Consider the following 16,305-nt stretch of genomic DNA (forward strand, 5'->3'; position numbering starts at 1 on the left):
TGTTGGTCTCAGGCCTTATGATCATCACGAGGACTGCGCCCGAAAAAAGCCTTGTAGGCGCGGCTGAAGGCCGCTTCTGACTCATAGCCGATAGTGAAAGCTACTTCTCCTACGCGGCAGTTTTGCTTCGACAACAGGGTTCTTGCCAGCATCAAGCGCCATTCGTTTTGATAACGCAGGGGTGAGCGGCCTACCAGGGCGCTGAAGCGTTCGCAAAAACTGGACCGTGACATGCCGGCAATCTTCGCCAGCGCATCAATGCGCCATTGCTGCTTTGGCTGCTCGTGAATCACTTTCAAAGCCCGAGCTATCCGGCCATCTGATAACCCGCCCAACCACCCGGAAGCCTGCCCCTGATGAACCCAGGTTCGCAAGATGCGAATGACCGCCAGGTCAATCAGGCGCGAAACCATCAATGCGCCGCCAGGCTGTACGTCATCCGCCTCAAGCAGCATGAAATGCAGCAGGCCTTCAGCCCAGGGCGCAGCCTCGATCTGTTCGATATGAATCATCCAGGGCAAGGCAAAGAGCATCGCTTGAGAACTGCTGGCATCGAACCAAAACCGGCAGACGATCACTGTCGCCGGCGCCCCGCCCGCAGTAATCCGCAATCCAGGGGCATTGCGTGGCAACAGGAAGACATCGCCCTGTTCTACCCTCGCCCCCTGCTCTTCAGCGCTATCAACCTGCAACTGTCCTTGCTTGAGCACACAAACGTGCGCAGATCGCTCCTCCAGCTCAAGCGGCTCTCCAGCCCCCAGCACGCAGGAATAAACACAATCGCCAGTGAGACGAATCTGTGCCAGTACCTGAGATAACAGATCTCCCGCCGCAAGCCCCTCCAGCTGCATCTCCGGAAGAATGGTCAAGTTTTCGAGCGATTCCATCATGTCCGCCTTGCCGTATTTTCAATAGCCTACACGTCAATGGTAAAGCGCTCCAGGCCGCCCATCAGTAGCCAAGACGGACTTGTGCGGAGGGACATCGCTTGTGCCGATCATCCAATCATCAGAAGGAAATATTGATATGTTCGGGATATCGTCCCTTGGCTGGGTCCACACCCTCGGCAGCTTGCCGGCCATTCCCGTCGCAGCCTACATGTTCGCCCGTTACGGGCGGATCGTTCCCCGGTCTTCGCCAGGCTTGATTTACCTGGCGTCGATGATCATCGGTGCCGTCACCGTATTTCTGGTCGCTCATCAGCCGGTCAGCTACGTGATCGGTGTTGTCACGCTGGTGCTACTGCTGGCCGGTTACGCAGTCGGCTACGTTCGCCCGCTGGGACGTGCGATCGTTTACATCGAAACCGTCCTTCTGAGCTTGACGGCCTTTCTGCTGATGGTGCCGACCGTCACTGAGACTTTGCGTCGCGTTCCCGATGGCCACCCCATGGTCACGGATTTGAATTCGCCACTCCTGAAGGGCGCGCAAGCCTTCCTGCTCATCACGTTGATCATCGGCGTAACAGCGCAGATTTTTTACCTGCGCAAACGACGGGCACAAATATCACGGGGCGCCGCTAGCGCAGTGGAGATCCAGCACTAGGTGTTCAGCTTTCGGGAGTCATCACTATGGGACAGTCTTACCTTTTCGGTCGACATACCGATTGGTCCCCATGCCTTGAGACAAATTGGGATGAATCTCTTCCAGCTCATCGGTGCTCAGCTGTAGCGCCGTGGCTGCCAGCAGTCCATCCACTTGCTCAGGCGAGGCTCCCGGAAGTCCGCGCTGCGCATCGTCCTCGGGCAATTGCGCAATACGTGGGCACCACAACCATGAAGACGCCTTGGCCGACGTCTACTCAATTCTGCAAAACGCCTTCGCCGCCGACAACAGTCCCTGAAATCTCCGATACCGCTCCCGCAACACCGCCTGTTGTTCAATATCCGGAAAATACTGCGCCTTGACCGGCATCCCCGCCAGCAATAAATCCCCCCCCTTCCCGCACGCCACAAAACCCAGCTTGGCGGCCCCGATACAGGCGCTGAGTTCACTGCCGTACAGCGTAAAAATTTCCCGTTGCAGGATATTGGCCAGCAACTGCGCCCAATACTCGCTACGCGCTCCGCCGCCGACCAGCGCGCAACGCCCGACCGTCGCACCCGCCGACTGCACCGCATTCATCGCATCAAGCAGCCCAAAGCCCACGCCTTCCAGTACGGCATAACCCAGCATCGCCGGGGTGCAGTCGTGGCCCAGGCCCATGAAACCACCCCGCAGCAACGGATCATTGTGCGGTGTGCGCTCACCTGCGAGATAAGGTAGGAAAAACGGGGTCGACAGGGGCACCGACTGCCCCATCGGTAACGCGGCCTGTACTTGCTGCAACAGCGTCTGTTCATCGGCAGCCCCCAACAGGCGCGTGGCCCAACGCAAGCAACTGGCGCCCGCAAGCATCGCACCCATGGTGTACCAGCGGTTCGGCAACGCATGGCAAAAACTGTGCACGGCACTGGCAGGATTGCCCGCGGCGTGATCGGTGATTGCGACGATGGCGGCACTGGTGCCCAGCGTGATAAAGGCATCGCCCGCATTGATGGCTCCGATGCCGACCGCCGAAACCGGGTTGTCCCCTCCTCCCCCGGCGATCACCACGCCAGCAGGCAAGCCCAGTTGTATGGCCGCGGCAGCACTTAGATCCGCGCTGGCCGAACCACCCTCGACCAGCCTGGGCATCTGCGCTGGCTCAAGCCCGGTGGCACGCACCATGGGTTCGAACCACGCCCGTTTCGCCACCTCCAACCACAATGTCCCGGCCGCGTCCGAGACATCACTGATACGTTCGCCGCTCAATTTCAGCCGCAGGTAATCCTTGGGCGACAAGACACAGGCAATGGCCTCGAACACCTGCCGCTCATGCTCGCGCAACCACAACAACTTGGGCGCCGTCAGTCCCGCCATCGGCAGGCTGCCGGTGGCTTCGGCAAACGCGGGGTACTGCCGGGCCAGCGCCTCGGCCTCGGCAGCGGCCCGTGAGTCGTCCCAGAGAATCGCCGGATACAACACCCGATCATCATCGCCCAGCAGTACCGCGCCATGCATTTGCCCCGACAAGCCGATACAGCCGACGCGTGCGTATGCCTGCGGTTGACCGAGTCGCAATTGCTCCAGGGCACTGAGACAGGCCTGCCACCAATCCTGCGGATCCTGCTCGGACCATCCGCTGTGCAACCGCGAAACCGTCAGGCGGACACCCGCATGGGCCAGCACGGTTCCGCTCTCGTCCAGCAAGATCGCCTTGAGCTCCGATGTGCCGAGATCAATTCCAAGGGAAACAGCGCTGCTCATAAACATTCACTTCCACTGATCAAGGACAACCGCACGAATGGCGGATTTGCAACGTGGGTGCCAGGTGCACCGTCTGCTTTCTACTCGCGGGAGACTCAATCCGCTTGAGCAGCAAGTTGACCGCACGAGCCCCCAGCTCTTTGACCGGCTGTGCGATCAAGGTCAGGCGTGGGAGAAAGAAATCGGCCCAGTCGAAGTCATCGAAACCGACCAGCGCCATTTGCCCGGGGACGTTGATGTTCGCGTCACGCAACGCATGCATCGCCCCCAGGGTCATGAGGTTGTTGGCAGCCATGATCGCCGTGGGCGGCGTGTCCAGTAGCAGCAATTGCCCGGTGGCCTGTCGAGCCGGTTCACTGTTCGAACCCCCATCGACCAGCAACATCGGGTCAAAGGGCAAACCCGCCGCCCGCAATGCCGCTTTGTAGCCCTCGACCCTTTCATCGGTGGTGCTGAACCCGGCACGTCCGGCAATGAAGCCGATGCGCCGATGTCCATGTTCGATCAGGTGGGCCACCAGCGCCTGGGTCGACTGGAGATTCTCGACCCCGACCTGATCGAAACCCTTGGCAACCAGGCGATCTACCAACACCGCCGGAATATCGTTGGTTTGCAGATACGCCAGGGCCAGAGGCTGCGACCCGGTGGAGGGGGCCAGCAGGATCCCGTCGACCCGGCGATGGTGCAGGGCCTTGACCACGCGCAGCTCCTGCTCGGGATCGTCATGGGTATCGACGTACAGCATCATGATGCCGTGCTTGGCGCACTCGGTTTCAATCGCGTGCACGGTCTCGCTGAAATAATGGTTGGAGAGGGCCGAGATCGCCACGCCAATGGTGTGGGTCCGCGAGCGCGCCAGTGAACGGGCCAGGGTGTTCGGGATGTAGCCCAGTTCCTGGATCGCCGCTTCTACTGCGTGCACCGTGGCCGGGCTGACCTTGCGCGTGCCGTTCAGCACATGGGAGACGGTCGAGGCCGACACCTGCGCAATTTTTGCCACATCCTCCATGGTCACCACAGCGCGCTACCCTCCCCTTATCGACTCAGTGTTTGCTGGACCAGCCCGTGTAAGAACCGACATTGTCGCGGGTAATCAGCTTCGGTGTCAGCAAGGTCAGCGCCTGGGCTGGTGGTTTGCCGTTGAGCAGGTCATTGCCGATCATCACGGCCTGCTGGGCCATGGCCCACGGATCCTGGCTCGCGGAGGCCTGTACCAACGACTCGGTCTTCAAGGCGTTCTCGATATCCGGTGCGCCGTCGACGGACGTAATGATGATGCCGCTGCGTTTCAGTTGCCTGGCCGCCAGGTCACTGCCGATGGCCTGCGGGTCATTGATGGCGAACAGTCCGTCGATTTTCGGGAAGCGTGTCAGGTAGCCCTGCATCGCATTGAGCCCACCTTCACGAGAGCCCTTGGCATCCTGGTCATCGGACAGCACCTTGATCCCCGGCGCTGCCACCAGAGCAGTTTTACACCCTGTGACACGGTCGGTCACCGCAGTGACTTGCGGGCCGTTTTCGATGATGACATTGCCCTTGCCGCCAAGCTTGTCGACGATGAACTGGCACGCCAGCTTCCCGGCCTCGACGTTGTCGGTCTGTATGGTGGCATCCACGCCCTTGGCATTGACGTCCACCGCTACGACCACAACCCCGGCCTTGCGCGCTTTCTTGATGGCGGACTCGATGGCCGACGGATCAACCGCGTTCAGCAGGATCAGGTCCACGCCCGCCGAAATGAAGTTATCGATCTGGGTGAATTGCTTGCTCAGGTCATAGTCGGCCGACACCAAGGTGACCTTGGTATTTGGGTTCAGTTCCAGCGCTTTGGCCTTGGCGCCGTCGGCCAGGGTCACGAAATATGGGTTGCCCAACGACCCCAGGCTGATACCCAGCGATTTCAGTTCTCGGGCCTCGACGCCTTGGGACAACAATGCAGCCAGGCTCAGGGTGGCAACAACGGGGAAGATACGTTTGAAGTTCATGTTGGCTCTCTTGTGATTATGGGTGGCGCTTTTGGAATCGGTGATCGAGGACAGACGGTGAATTCAGGTGCGGGCACCCGACTGGCGATAGCGATCCAGCGCCACCGCCCCGATGATGACGATGCCCTTGATGATGTACTGCCAGATATCCGACACGCCGAGCAGCACCAGGCCATTGGTCAACACGGCAATGATCAGAGCACCGATCAGGGTGCCGCCGATGGTGCCCACCCCGCCGGTAAAGCTGGTGCCGCCGAGGATTACCGCCGCGATGGCATCGAGTTCATAGGATTGCCCCAGTTGCAGGCCGTTGGCGGCAAACAGCCGCGACGCGCTCATCACCGCGCCCAGCCCCGCCAGGGCGCCAGAGAGGGCGTAGACGAACAGCAGGACTTTCCACACCTTGATTCCGGACAGCCGCGCCGCTTCCGGATTGCCGCCCACGGAATAGATCTGTACGCCTATCACCGTGCGCCGCAGGATGAACCAGGAGAGACCGACCACCGTCACCGCGATCACCACCAGCCACGGGACACCGAGGATCGAATCGTTGCCGATAAAGGCAAAAGGCAAGTCAGGGTTGAAGACGGTCTTGTCATCCGCCAGCAGACGCGCCAACCCGCGCATTGCGGTCAAGGCACCCAGGGTCACGATAAACGGCGGCAAACGCATGAACGCGATCAGCCCTCCATTGACCAGCCCCAGCAACAAGCCGAAGCCAACGCCGGCAAAGATTCCGAGCATGCCGTATTGCGGCGACATCGACGCTTGCAGCGCCACCACCGCCGACGCCGCGAGGATCGCCCCTACCGACAGGTCGATGCCGGCGGTGAGGATCACGAACGTCATGCCCGCGGCCAGCACCACATTGACCGACGCCTGCTGGGTGATGATCGACAGGTTCTGCAAGGTCAGGAAGTTCTCGCTCGCCAGGGCGAACCCCACCAGCAACAGGATCAGCACTGGCAACATGCCGACCGTGCGCATCAGTTGACGTAGCTGCTCGCGTTTGCCAAGCACCGTCGTCACCGGGTTATCCAGGGTCAGCCCCATAACGTTCGTCTCCACTGTTTTTATTGTTGATGAAGGTGCGTTTGCCGATGCCTGGAATCAGACGGGCGCGGCCATCTGTTCGCCGCCGATGGCCAGGTCGATAATCACTTCCTGGGAAATCTCTTGGCCGGATGCTCCGCCGACTTCAGCCACCAACTGGCCTTCGCGCATGATCAGAACCCGATCACAGGTGCCGATGATTTCCGGCAACTCGCTGGAGATCACCACAATGCCGACACCGGCCTTGGCCAGCGTGTTGATGATTCGGTAGATTTCCGATTTGGAGCCGATGTCCACGCCCCGGGTGGGCTCATCGAGTATCAGTACATGCGGTTTGACTTCCAGCAGGCGCGCCAGCAGAACCTTCTGCTGGTTGCCGCCGGACAACGCACCAACACTCACCTTGCCCGAAGCGACGCGAATCGACAGCGACTGGATCGCGGCCAGCGCTCGTTGCGCGCCATTCGCGCGGTCCAGGACACCGCCGACATAGGCATCCGGGACACAGGCACAGACGTTGATGTTGTCGTTGACGCTCATGTCCAGGAACAGGCCCTGGGCCTTGCGGTCTTCGGTCAGGTAGACCACACCGGCACGAATCGCATCGGTGGGGTGGCGCAAGGGCGTCACCGTTTTGCCCGCCACTTCAAGCGTGCCGCTGACACGTGGGTCGGCGGCAAAGATCATCCGTGCCAGTTCGGTACGACCCGCCCCGACCAGCCCCGCGATACCCAGCACTTCACCGGTATGCAGATCGAAACTGCATGGGCGCACGCGCTTGCCGTCCGCCATATCGCGTACCCGCATCACCACGGCGCCCGGGTCATAGGCGGCGTGTTCCTTTTTATAGAACCCGGAAAGGTCCCGCCCCACCATCATTCTGACCAGCACCTCGGCCGACAAAGCGTCGCGCTCCAGCACGCCGACATACTCACCGTCGCGCAGCACCGACACGCGGTCCGACAACTCGTAGATCTCGGCCATCCGATGGCTGATATAGATAATCGCCAGGCCCTGGGTGCGCAGCTGCTTGATCAACGCAAACAGGCGGTCCGTCTCCCGTGACGACAAGGGCGTCGTGGGTTCGTCCATCACCAGGATTTTCGCGTTGGCATGCAGCGCCCGGGCAATTTCGACCAACTGGCGCTCGGCGATGGACAGCGTACTGACCTGGGTATTGGGCTTGAAGTCGGCTCCCAGGCGCACCAGCACTTCACGGCAGCCAACCTCCATGGCGTGGCGATCGATGGTCCAGCCGCGCCGCAGTTCACGACCGAGATAGATGTTTTCAGCCACGCTCAGGTTCGGGCACAGGCTCAACTCCTGATAGATCACCGCGATGCCGTGGGCTTTGGCCGCGCGCGGATCGTAGCGGGTGACCCGTTGGCCGTCGATGCGAATTTCGCCGCCGTCATCGGCCAGGTACGCACCCGAAAGGATCTTCATCAGCGTCGACTTCCCGGCACCGTTCTCCCCCATCAAGGCGTGGATTTCACCGGCATAGACTTTCAACCCGACGCTTTTTAGCACGCGTAGGCCGTTGAAGGTCTTGGAGATCCCGTGCATTTCAAGAATGGGAGCAGGAGCTGGTTGGGCGCTCATGGGCGAGGCCTCGCTTCATCGGCGAGCACGAACACAAGACGGATGATCTGGCCAGGAAAGGTGTCCATGGTTAACCCCGAGCTTTTTTATTGTTGTACCTGGATCACGACCGCCGAGGGGCGTCAGTTGACCTGGTTGAAAAAGACTCTAGTCAGATCAATTTGATTACGCAAGCGCTTGCGTCGGCATTTTTGTGAAAGATGAAACGTTTCACCTAGCGGAAATGGCGAGGGCTCTATAGACCTCGGAAATCACCTGCATCATTGCGTCTTCGACCGCTCCTTCATTACGGCATAAAACCCAGCCGTGATCTGCAATCGCTCGCTCGAACGCCTGGGTACAAGCGATATGTTCTTCCAGCTTAAGGAGCACGGTACTGCTCAACCCACGCCGTCGTGCCGCGGCTCTCGCCCATGAAAGATCGGGCGCGGTGACAACCCCGACATGCAGATCTGGCACGCGCACGTTTCGATCGATGTTCAACTGTAGAATTTCTGCAAACGGGACGATCCGGCGAAATGCTGCATCGGATGGGTACCAGCGATCGATCAGGATGATGCTGTCGGGTGGCTGTTTAGCCAGCACGTGTTGGGAGATCCAGGCACGGCTATCAGCAAGACGCTCGCACACCCTCAACTCCAGATCCCGGGTGGGATTTCTGACGAGTTGATTGACCAGGGCCATGGTTTCGCCCCTATCGGGATCGCTTTTGCTCTCGCAAAGCCGGATCACCTTCTTGTTGTCTGCCCTCAGTGCTTTCGTAACGGCCTCCAACAGTGTGGTTTTGCCGACGCCCTTGGGCCCATCGAGAGAAACAAACAACGGACGATTCATTCTTCACATATCGATTGATCTACGTTTTTTTGCCCTGTTCGTTTGCTGGAGCCGCTGAGCGCGACGACGCGAATCGAGTGGAGGGAGCCTTATGAACCGGTACTTTAGCATCAAGGGCAACGACAGCCGGCAGGCACAGGTCGGTCAAAGGCCGAGGCTCTCCTTCGGGCGTCTTATCGATTGCACTGATGATTACTATCGAAGGGCCGGCCTATAGGGTTGCCAAAACCGATTCCTATAATCGCCTCCACTTTCTCCCTCCCGTCTGGCTTCAGGCGAAACTCCCCCGGAACTCAACACCATGTCCAGCGCAAGCCAGGCCCCTCGCGGTCTTCCCGAACATAACCAACAGAGCGTCAAACAGCAGTGGTTGGCGATTCTCTCGGTCGCCGTGGGTGCTTTCGCCTTGGTGACCAGTGAGTTTCTCCCGGTGGGCGTACTCAACGACGTCGCCAGTGACCTGGGTATCAGTGCCGGCCACGCCGGGCTGATGGTGACCCTGCCCGGCATCATGGCCGCCCTCGCCGCGCCCTTGCTGTCTGTTGGCATTGGCGCCATGGACCGTCGTTATCTGCTGATCGGCCTGACGCTGATCATGATCATCGCCAACTCGGTCGTGGCCTACGCCAGCGACTTCAGTCTGCTGCTGTTTGGTCGCGTACTCCTGGGCATCAGTATCGGCGGTTTCTGGGCCACAGCCATTGCCCTCAGCGGCCGCCTGGCCCCCAAGGGAGTCGGCGTGGCCCAGGCCACCTCGATCATCATGGTGGGTGTGACATTGGCCACCGTACTGGGTGTGCCCGTGGGCACCTGGCTGAGTGGCCTGATGGGCTGGCGCATGACTTTCCTGGTCACCGCGCTGATGGGCGTACCGGTGCTGTTGGCGCAGATCTTCCTGCTACCGCGGCTCACCCCGGAAAAGGCCATTCGCATCAGCGACCTGCCGGCCTTGTTTATCAATCCACAATCTCGGGTTGGCTTGATCGCGGTATTGCTGATTGGCCTGGCGCATTTTGCCGCATACACCTATGTCGCGCCCTTCTTCAAACAAAGCGCCGGCTTCGACGGGCCGACGATTGGCTCGATGCTGCTGCTCTATGGCGTGGCCGGGGTGATGGGGAATATTTTCGCCGGTTTTGCCGCCAACCGCAGCGTACGTCATACCCTGTTGCTGGTGGCCCTGATGATCGGCACCAGCACCGCCCTGTTTCCCTACTTCGCCACCGGCATGACGGGCGCCGCGATGCTGATTGCGCTCTGGGGCTTCGCCTTCGGCGCCTTCCCGGCCTGCGCCAGCATCTGGATGTTTGTCGTAGCACCCAAGGATGTGGAACGCGGCATGCCACTCTTCGTCGCCTTGTTCCAGGTGATCATTGCCTTGGGCTCGTTCTTTGGTGGGCAGATCGTCGACAAACTGGGCAGCTCGGTGCTGTTGAGTCTGGCGACGGCCCTGGTGGGCTGCGGTTTTGTCACGGTGCTGGTGCTGGGGCGCAACGTCAGTAATAGCCTGGCGGCCCAACCCGCCTAACCCACAGAAGCGGGACTGATTTATTTCAGTCCCTTGGCATGGCTTATCATTCGAACTGCTGGCGATTCTCTGGAGTGATCAGTTTGAACGGCACCCAGATCAGCGGTGAATCGAGGCTCTCGCCCCGGGCCAGGCGCAATGCAACCTCCACCGCGCCATTCGCCTGGCCGATGGCGTCCTGGAACACACTCACGGCCATCTTGCCGTCGGCCATCAGTTTCAAGCCATCTGGGGTCCCATCAATGCCACCGACCCAATAGTCCTTGGCATTTTTACCCGCCTTTTCCAGCCCCATGATCGCGCCAATGGCCATCTCATCGTTATTGGCGGCGATGATCGAAAAGTCCAGGCCCGACTTGACCCAGTCGATAACAATGGCTGCCGCCTGGCTACGCTCCCAGTTACCGACCTTCTTCTGCACCACTTTCATATTCGGGTATTTAGCGACGACCTTTTCCACGTCTTCGGTGCGCATCAGCGAGGACTTGTTGTTCGGGTCCCCCACCAGGATCACCACGTTGCCCTTGTAGTTGGCACGGCGGGCCAGTTCTTCCATTTGCAACGTGCCGGACTCCACCTCGTCGGAACCGACGAATGCCGTCTGCGCCGGCCATTTGTCGGGGGTCGGATTACGGTTGACGAACACCAGGGGGATTTTCGCCGCACTGGCCAAGCGCAGCATCTCAGGGGCGCTCTTGGCATTGACCATGGCAACGACTATCGCGTCGACCTTGGAATTGACCAGGTTGCGAAACTGGCGCATCTGCAACTCGGTGCTGTCATGGCCATCCTCCATGAAGATATCGGCATCCAGCACGGCGGCGTGTTTCTGCACGCCATTGCGCAGGATGGTCTGGAAGTTGTCATCGTATTTGGCCATGGCCACACCCAATAGCGGCGTGGCGGCCTGGGCCAGGCCGGCCGTCAGGAAACTGAGACCCAAGGCAAGCGTTAACCACTGTTTCATGTTCGGTCTCCCCGGCGTCATACGCTGAAATGATGGAGCAGCTCGCGCTGCACCTTGGCCATGTCCGACAGGCCCTGGCTGCTGCTGGCCGTACGCTCGGCGCCCTCGGCGGCTTGTTGGGCGGAGTCGTTGATCTGGGTAACCATGCGGCTGGTTTCCTGCACCGTGGCACTCTGTTCCTCGGTGGCGGCAGCGATCTGAATGTTCATGTCGCGGATGGTGCCCACCGCCTCGCCCATGGCCACCAGCAATTCATCGGCGCCTGAGGCCAAGGTGACGCAGGTGTTGGATTGCGCCTGGCTTTCGTTCATCACCTGTACGGCAGAATGGATCTTGCCCTGCATCTGGCCGATCATTTCCTGGATTTCGCTGGTCGAGGCCTGGGTGCGGCTGGCCAGGGAGCGCACTTCGTCAGCCACCACCGCAAATCCCCTGCCTTGCTCGCCGGCACGGGCCGCTTCAATGGCCGCATTGAGCGCCAACAGGTTGGTCTGTTCGGCAATGGTGCGAATCGCATCAACGATGCTGTCGATGTTCTGGCCATATTTCTGCAGTTCGTCGGTGACCGCCGAGGCCTTGTTCACTTGCTCGGCCTGCTGGCGGATGTTGACGATCGTCTCGGCCACTCGCTGCTGCACCTTGTGGGTCAGTTCGCTGGTGTCGTCCACCGCGCTACGGGTGTCCTGTGCCCGTCGCGCGACTTCTTCGACGGTACTCTCCATCTCGGTCATCGCCGAAGCGGCGGAATGCAGGCGATCTTTCTGTTCATCGACGACCCGCGTGGTCTGCTCGCTGACCACCGCGTTGTCGCTCGCGGACTGGGCCAGGGTATCGGCGGAGCCGATCAGCTCACGGAAGGTGGTCTGCAAGGATTGGGTCAGTTCGTTGAGGTAGCCGCCGAGTTCACCGAATTCATCTTTGCGACTGACATCGAAGCGCACCCGCATGTCGCCCCGGGTAAGCTGCTTCAACACCTCGCGAAAGGCCGCCAGCGGTCGACGCAGGCTGAAGGCCACCCAGGTGCCGATCACCACGGCAGCCAACACCGCCAGCACGCAGACGATCAACAGCAGGCTGAGGCTGTTGCTGATGGTGACGTCAGCATCGCTTTTCGCCGCGCTGGCGACGTCAAGAGACTGGCCGCCAAACTCGCCAATCTTGTCCAGGGTCGCCTGCAGAGCGGCTTCCGTCGCCTGGCGTTGTTCGCGAACATGGTCGGCCAGGGTCGCTTGCTGCTGAAACGCACGGTACAGCCCATCGCTGCCGGTCAGGTCGTTGAGCAAACGGTTGACCATGACCGCGACGATGCGCCCTACCCTGGGGTCAACCGCCAAAAACGCCTGGACCCGCGAGCTGACCACCTCGTCCTGCAAGTTGAGCAGGCGCTGCAAGGTCACGATATCCGGCTTGGCGGCGTTGGCGGCCAGGCTGTCGTAGGATTTATTGACTTCCAGCAACAGCTTCTCTGCGGCGGCCAGCTGTTCATCGGCACCGGCACCGGCACTGCGCTCACGGGCGATATAGTCACGTAGATAGCTGGTCAGCTGGACGCCCTGGCTGCTGCTGTAACCTTGCAGCTCCTGGGTCTGGGCAACTTGCGCCACATACTGGCGATGGGTTGCCATCAGGTTCTGGGCCTGTTCGACATACGCCGCGCTGAGCTGGCGTTGTTGAGCCAGGTTGTCGCGTAGCTGCGGGTGATCGCCGATGTAGGTCGGAATGCTCTCGAGCAATTGGGTAAAGCGCACCAGGCTGTCGTTGAACGGCTGCTTGCCGTCGTCGATCTGCTTGGGGTCGTTGCTGATAAGCACAGCCAACAGTGCCTGATTGGCCCTGAGGATATGAACGTAAAGCTCGCTGGCCGCCCGGCTCAAGGGTGCAGATTGGCCGGTGATAATCGTCAAGCGTTCGCTGATCGAATGGGTGCTTCGATAGCTGATACCCACCATGGTGAGCAACACCACCAACAACACGGCAAACCCGCCAATCACTCGTTGAAGAATGGTCATGGCTATCCTCTTTATTTTTGTACTGACTCGAGCACGCGTTGCGCAGCGCACGAATCCTGCCGGTTTCGGGGTGACCTGGAAGGCTATCGGCGTGGCTATGGTCAACTTTAGACGCCGCTAGCCTTATCAACGCCTAATCAGTTGTATCGGTCGCAATGATGACCGCACTTTCATCGGTTATCGCCGCCGATCCGAATTTCTTTTCCCGCCGATCATTGATCCAGGTATCCACTTGAACGGGGAAGTTCGCCGGCGCTTTTCGTCCGAGTTTCCGGGCGAGATCAAGGATGGTTTGTTGAGCCAGGGCTTCTTCCATCCGGCTTTGTGCGGTCATCATCGCGACATGCACCGCGCAACCGCCCTCCAGTGCCCATGGAGGGGGGGAGCCTTCGAAAAGAGCACAACGCCCACGAATCTCGCGGCAATCGAAAATGAGCTTCTGGCCGTCAATTGCCCTGACGATATCCAGGACGCTTATTTCGTCAGCGGGGCGCGCCAGCTTGAACCCACCGCGTATGCCCTCAGTCGCCACCACCAGTTTTGCTTTCGCCAATTTGGTGAAGATTTTTGCCAGATAGTCCTGGGGCGCACCTTGCAACTCGGCAAGATCACGAACACTCGCTTCGCGGGTGTCCCCGCCAGGTCCTACCAGAAAAATCAGGCAGTGAATGCCGTACTCAACACCAGCGCTGTATAGAGACATGGGTATCTCCGACAAATTCAATCGCCGAATATATCGATTTTCACCGTTTTCGACAAGGTGCGGGTACAGCACTCCCCTGCCAATTTTCAGCGGTTAACCCCTTTAAACCTGGAAATTCTTGATGGATCTCCGCTCCGATTCTCAGCTGACCGACGAGGTACTGCACAGAAAAATCCCTTGCCTTTGTTAACGGCGACCAATATTGTCGTAGTTATCGAGTCCACATGAGCTGACTCAACGAAGGTTCATGGGGCTAGGCAAAACCTTTTTTTCCAGCGGAGAGTTAAAAATGAAGCAGCACATTTTGGTCATTGGCGCAGGTTTTGGTGGGATGTGGTCGGCACTCAGCGCCACGCGCCTGTTCAACCTCCATGGCCACAATGACGTCGAAGTCAGCGTCCTTGCTCCTCAAGCCGAGCTGCGCATACGTCCGCGCTTCTACGAGCAGAACGCTCATCTGCTGTCTGCACCGATCGGCGACCTGTTGAGTGCGGTGGGCGTCACATTCATCAAGGGCGCCGCAGAGTCCATCGATGTGCAGCAAAAACGCGTCGAGTACGTCGATGCCAGCGGTATGAAACTGTCCTGTCGCTACGACAAGCTGGTTCTGGCTACCGGCAGTCGACTCGCCATGCCGGGCATCCAAGGCGTAGCAGAGCATGCCTTCAATGTTGATCAGATCGAACAAGCCGTTCGCCTGGAAAACCATCTCAAATCGCTGGCACATCAGCCGCAAAGCAAGGCTCGCAATACCGTCGTGGTGGCGGGCGGCGGCTTCACCGGCATCGAAACGGCGGCTGAGATGCCAGCCCGCCTTCGTGCTGTCCTGGGTGAGGATGCCGATGTCAACGTGATCATTGTTGATCGTGGCGAAAAGGTCGGAGTCTCCATGGGCGCGGAAATCAGCACGTCCATCGCTGAGGCCAGCACAAAGCTGGGCGTCCACTGGCAGTTGGGGGCGTCGGTCGTGGCCGTTGATGAAAACGGCGTCACTCTGGACAACGGTCTGCACATCGAAGCCAAAACCGTGGTCTGGACCACCGGGGTGCGAGCCAGCGCCCTGACAGAGCAGATCCCGGGGGAGCGTGACTCCCTGGGCCGCCTGCATGTAGACGCCAATCTGAAAGTGATTGGGCAGGAGGATATTTTTGCCACCGGCGATGTGGCCTACGCGGCCACCGACGATCTCGGCAACCGCGCCCTTATGACGTGCCAGCACGCCATTATGCTGGGGCGCTTTGCCGGCAATAACGTTGCCGCACAGATCCTCGGGGTTGACGCCACACCGTATCGCCAACCGAAATACGTGACCTGCCTGGACCTTGGCGGGTGGGGCGCGGTTTATACGGAAGGCTGGGATCGCCAGGTAAAACTGGTCAAGGAAGAAGCCAAGTCGCTGAAAACACAAATCAACACGGTATGGATTTACCCTCCCGCGGCAACCCCTGAATTGGCATGGGCAGCAGCAGACCCTCTCATTCCAATCGCTTGATATTCCCGTCCGCGGATCCGTCGTTGCCGGCAATGGTGATGTAGTCGGTGTAGAGCTGCGGCGCACCGGAGAAAGAAGCCAGTTCACGCCATTCGTCGTACATGCGCTCGCTTTCCGGGTGCTCGCGGACGAATGTCAGGGCTTTTTCCGTTGAGACGTCCAGTTCCGGGTGAAAGGAGTTGAGGGAGTCCAGGCTTTCAATCTCCAGCATCACAGCGTATTGGTCGAGGCGGCTGCCGCCTTGCCCCTTGAGCATGTGAAACTTCCAGCCCGGATAGTCTTCGATCCGCTGAATATTGTCGGTGATGAACTGCTCGAACGTGTCTGCCGCCACGCCGGAGCGCAGGGCCAGGTTGTGGATTCCCACCACCCGGGCCAGCGGTTTCTGGCCAGGAGCGGCCTGGTAGTTGGGGCCTTCCGGCAGCGAGCTGTTGTTGTTCTCGGCCACTTGTGAATAGTGCGAGAAAATCGTCGGCAGCTCGGCAAAGGTCGAGAAGGTTTTCCACTCGGCAATCAGCGCCTGTGCCTGCGGATGATCGCGCCAGAACGCCTGCGCCTGGACGGTCTGGTCGCCGTTGCGGTCAATGTACTGGGCGTACTGTTCGGCGCCAGGTGCTTCATGGAGCATCAGGTACTGATTTTCCCTCTCGCCGCGCAGCCCTTTCAACAAGGTCCACTGCCAGCCCGGATAAGCCGGGATCCCGACACCGCGCTCACGCACGAAGTTTTCGAAGTGCTCGGCCGTCACGCCTTTTTTCAGGTTGAGGCCAATGTAGTGCAGGCTGAAAACCGGACCGGATAATTGACTCATAACGACTCCATTGATTAACAACGTCAGGCAGGA

At 59.8% G+C, this 16,305-nt stretch carries 14 protein-coding genes and 1 pseudogene; 3 read left to right on the forward strand and 12 right to left on the reverse strand.

Annotated elements, in window-relative coordinates; all coding sequences use genetic code 11:
• Positions 1–8: 8 nt before the first annotated feature.
• Positions 9–887, reverse strand: a complete 879-nt coding sequence (locus tag HX866_RS08655; RefSeq protein ID WP_256344856.1) for an AraC family transcriptional regulator — start codon at positions 885–887, stop codon at positions 9–11.
• Positions 888–990: 103 nt separating this feature from the next.
• On the opposite strand from HX866_RS08655, the gene HX866_RS08660 reads away from it, so the two are divergent.
• Positions 991–1,545 carry a hypothetical protein gene (locus HX866_RS08660; RefSeq protein WP_371319228.1) on the forward strand — a complete coding sequence of 185 codons (555 nt, stop codon included), beginning with the start codon at positions 991–993 and terminating at the stop codon, positions 1,543–1,545.
• Between the two features lie 252 nt (positions 1,546–1,797).
• Here the strand turns inward: HX866_RS08660 and xylB are convergent, their stop codons facing one another.
• The 6 genes from xylB to HX866_RS08690 all read right to left on the reverse strand — a co-directional run bounded on the left by xylB (position 1,798) and on the right by HX866_RS08690 (position 8,762).
• A complete protein-coding gene (xylB, locus tag HX866_RS08665; RefSeq protein WP_177139029.1) occupies positions 1,798–3,288 on the reverse strand; it encodes a xylulokinase in 1,491 nt (496 codons plus the stop codon).
• 19 nt (positions 3,289–3,307) lie between these two features.
• On the reverse strand, positions 3,308–4,306 hold the full coding sequence (locus HX866_RS08670) for a LacI family DNA-binding transcriptional regulator (RefSeq protein WP_177097916.1): 999 nt from the start codon (positions 4,304–4,306) through the stop codon (positions 3,308–3,310).
• 25 nt (positions 4,307–4,331) lie between these two features.
• Positions 4,332–5,273, reverse strand: coding sequence for an ABC transporter substrate-binding protein (locus HX866_RS08675; RefSeq protein ID WP_177101789.1), 942 nt, complete (start codon positions 5,271–5,273; stop codon positions 4,332–4,334).
• Between the two features lie 63 nt (positions 5,274–5,336).
• On the reverse strand, positions 5,337–6,326 hold the full coding sequence (locus tag HX866_RS08680; protein ID WP_177139031.1) for an ABC transporter permease subunit: 990 nt from the start codon (positions 6,324–6,326) through the stop codon (positions 5,337–5,339).
• A gap of 57 nt (positions 6,327–6,383) precedes the next feature.
• Positions 6,384–7,928 carry a sugar ABC transporter ATP-binding protein gene (locus HX866_RS08685; protein WP_177139033.1) on the reverse strand — a complete coding sequence of 515 codons (1,545 nt, stop codon included), beginning with the start codon at positions 7,926–7,928 and terminating at the stop codon, positions 6,384–6,386.
• 210 nt (positions 7,929–8,138) lie between these two features.
• The gene (locus HX866_RS08690; protein WP_177139035.1) at positions 8,139–8,762 is read right to left on the reverse strand and encodes a dTMP kinase; all 624 of its coding nucleotides are present in this window, start codon (positions 8,760–8,762) and stop codon (positions 8,139–8,141) included.
• Positions 8,763–9,063: 301 nt separating this feature from the next.
• Between HX866_RS08690 and HX866_RS08695 the strand changes: the two genes are divergently transcribed.
• Positions 9,064–10,290, forward strand: a complete 1,227-nt coding sequence (locus HX866_RS08695; protein WP_177097921.1) for an MFS transporter — start codon at positions 9,064–9,066, stop codon at positions 10,288–10,290.
• A gap of 46 nt (positions 10,291–10,336) precedes the next feature.
• On the opposite strand, the gene HX866_RS08700 is transcribed toward HX866_RS08695, so the two are convergent.
• From HX866_RS08700 to HX866_RS08710, 4 genes and pseudogenes are all read right to left on the reverse strand, one after another.
• Positions 10,337–11,257 (reverse strand): substrate-binding domain-containing protein, encoded by a 921-nt coding sequence (locus HX866_RS08700; RefSeq protein WP_177097922.1) that lies wholly within the window; start codon positions 11,255–11,257, stop codon positions 10,337–10,339.
• Between the two features lie 17 nt (positions 11,258–11,274).
• Complete coding sequence (locus HX866_RS34705; protein WP_371319239.1) at positions 11,275–11,988, reverse strand: methyl-accepting chemotaxis protein; 714 nt, start codon at positions 11,986–11,988, stop codon at positions 11,275–11,277.
• Positions 11,989–12,132: 144 nt separating this feature from the next.
• Positions 12,133–13,266, reverse strand: a pseudogene (locus HX866_RS34710) (HAMP domain-containing protein); the annotation flags it as partial.
• 133 nt (positions 13,267–13,399) lie between these two features.
• Entirely contained in the window at positions 13,400–13,969 is a 570-nt protein-coding gene (locus HX866_RS08710) for an RrF2 family transcriptional regulator (RefSeq protein WP_177101783.1), read from the reverse strand.
• Between the two features lie 289 nt (positions 13,970–14,258).
• Between HX866_RS08710 and HX866_RS08715 the strand changes: the two genes are divergently transcribed.
• On the forward strand, positions 14,259–15,461 hold the full coding sequence (locus HX866_RS08715) for an NAD(P)/FAD-dependent oxidoreductase (RefSeq protein ID WP_177139039.1): 1,203 nt from the start codon (positions 14,259–14,261) through the stop codon (positions 15,459–15,461).
• Here HX866_RS08715 and HX866_RS08720 read toward each other — a convergent pair.
• Positions 15,445–16,272, reverse strand: coding sequence for a hypothetical protein (locus tag HX866_RS08720; protein WP_177139041.1), 828 nt, complete (start codon positions 16,270–16,272; stop codon positions 15,445–15,447). The two genes, HX866_RS08715 and HX866_RS08720, sit on opposite strands and share 17 nt — an antisense overlap.
• Positions 16,273–16,305: the final 33 nt, after the last annotated feature.

This window comes from Pseudomonas gingeri (genome assembly GCF_013386165.1).
Taxonomy (GTDB): domain Bacteria; phylum Pseudomonadota; class Gammaproteobacteria; order Pseudomonadales; family Pseudomonadaceae; genus Aquipseudomonas; species Aquipseudomonas gingeri_C.

Excerpts from the sequence above, each read along its gene's own strand:
- HX866_RS08680 (WP_177139031.1), bottom strand. The coding sequence starts at position 6,326 with ATGGGGCTGACCCTGGATAACCCGGTGACGACGGTGCTTGGCAAACGC.
- HX866_RS08655 (WP_256344856.1), bottom strand. The coding sequence starts at position 887 with ATGGAATCGCTCGAAAACTTGACCATTCTTCCGGAGATGCAGCTGGAG.
- xylB (WP_177139029.1), bottom strand. The coding sequence starts at position 3,288 with ATGAGCAGCGCTGTTTCCCTTGGAATTGATCTCGGCACATCGGAGCTC.
- HX866_RS08715 (WP_177139039.1), top strand. The coding sequence starts at position 14,259 with ATGAAGCAGCACATTTTGGTCATTGGCGCAGGTTTTGGTGGGATGTGG.
- HX866_RS08675 (WP_177101789.1), bottom strand. The coding sequence starts at position 5,273 with ATGAACTTCAAACGTATCTTCCCCGTTGTTGCCACCCTGAGCCTGGCT.
- HX866_RS08700 (WP_177097922.1), bottom strand. The coding sequence starts at position 11,257 with ATGAAACAGTGGTTAACGCTTGCCTTGGGTCTCAGTTTCCTGACGGCC.
- HX866_RS34705 (WP_371319239.1), bottom strand. The coding sequence starts at position 11,988 with ATGACCGAGATGGAGAGTACCGTCGAAGAAGTCGCGCGACGGGCACAG.
- HX866_RS08685 (WP_177139033.1), bottom strand. The coding sequence starts at position 7,928 with ATGAGCGCCCAACCAGCTCCTGCTCCCATTCTTGAAATGCACGGGATC.
- HX866_RS08710 (WP_177101783.1), bottom strand. The coding sequence starts at position 13,969 with ATGTCTCTATACAGCGCTGGTGTTGAGTACGGCATTCACTGCCTGATT.
- HX866_RS08720 (WP_177139041.1), bottom strand. The coding sequence starts at position 16,272 with ATGAGTCAATTATCCGGTCCGGTTTTCAGCCTGCACTACATTGGCCTC.
- HX866_RS08690 (WP_177139035.1), bottom strand. The coding sequence starts at position 8,762 with ATGAATCGTCCGTTGTTTGTTTCTCTCGATGGGCCCAAGGGCGTCGGC.
- HX866_RS08695 (WP_177097921.1), top strand. The coding sequence starts at position 9,064 with ATGTCCAGCGCAAGCCAGGCCCCTCGCGGTCTTCCCGAACATAACCAA.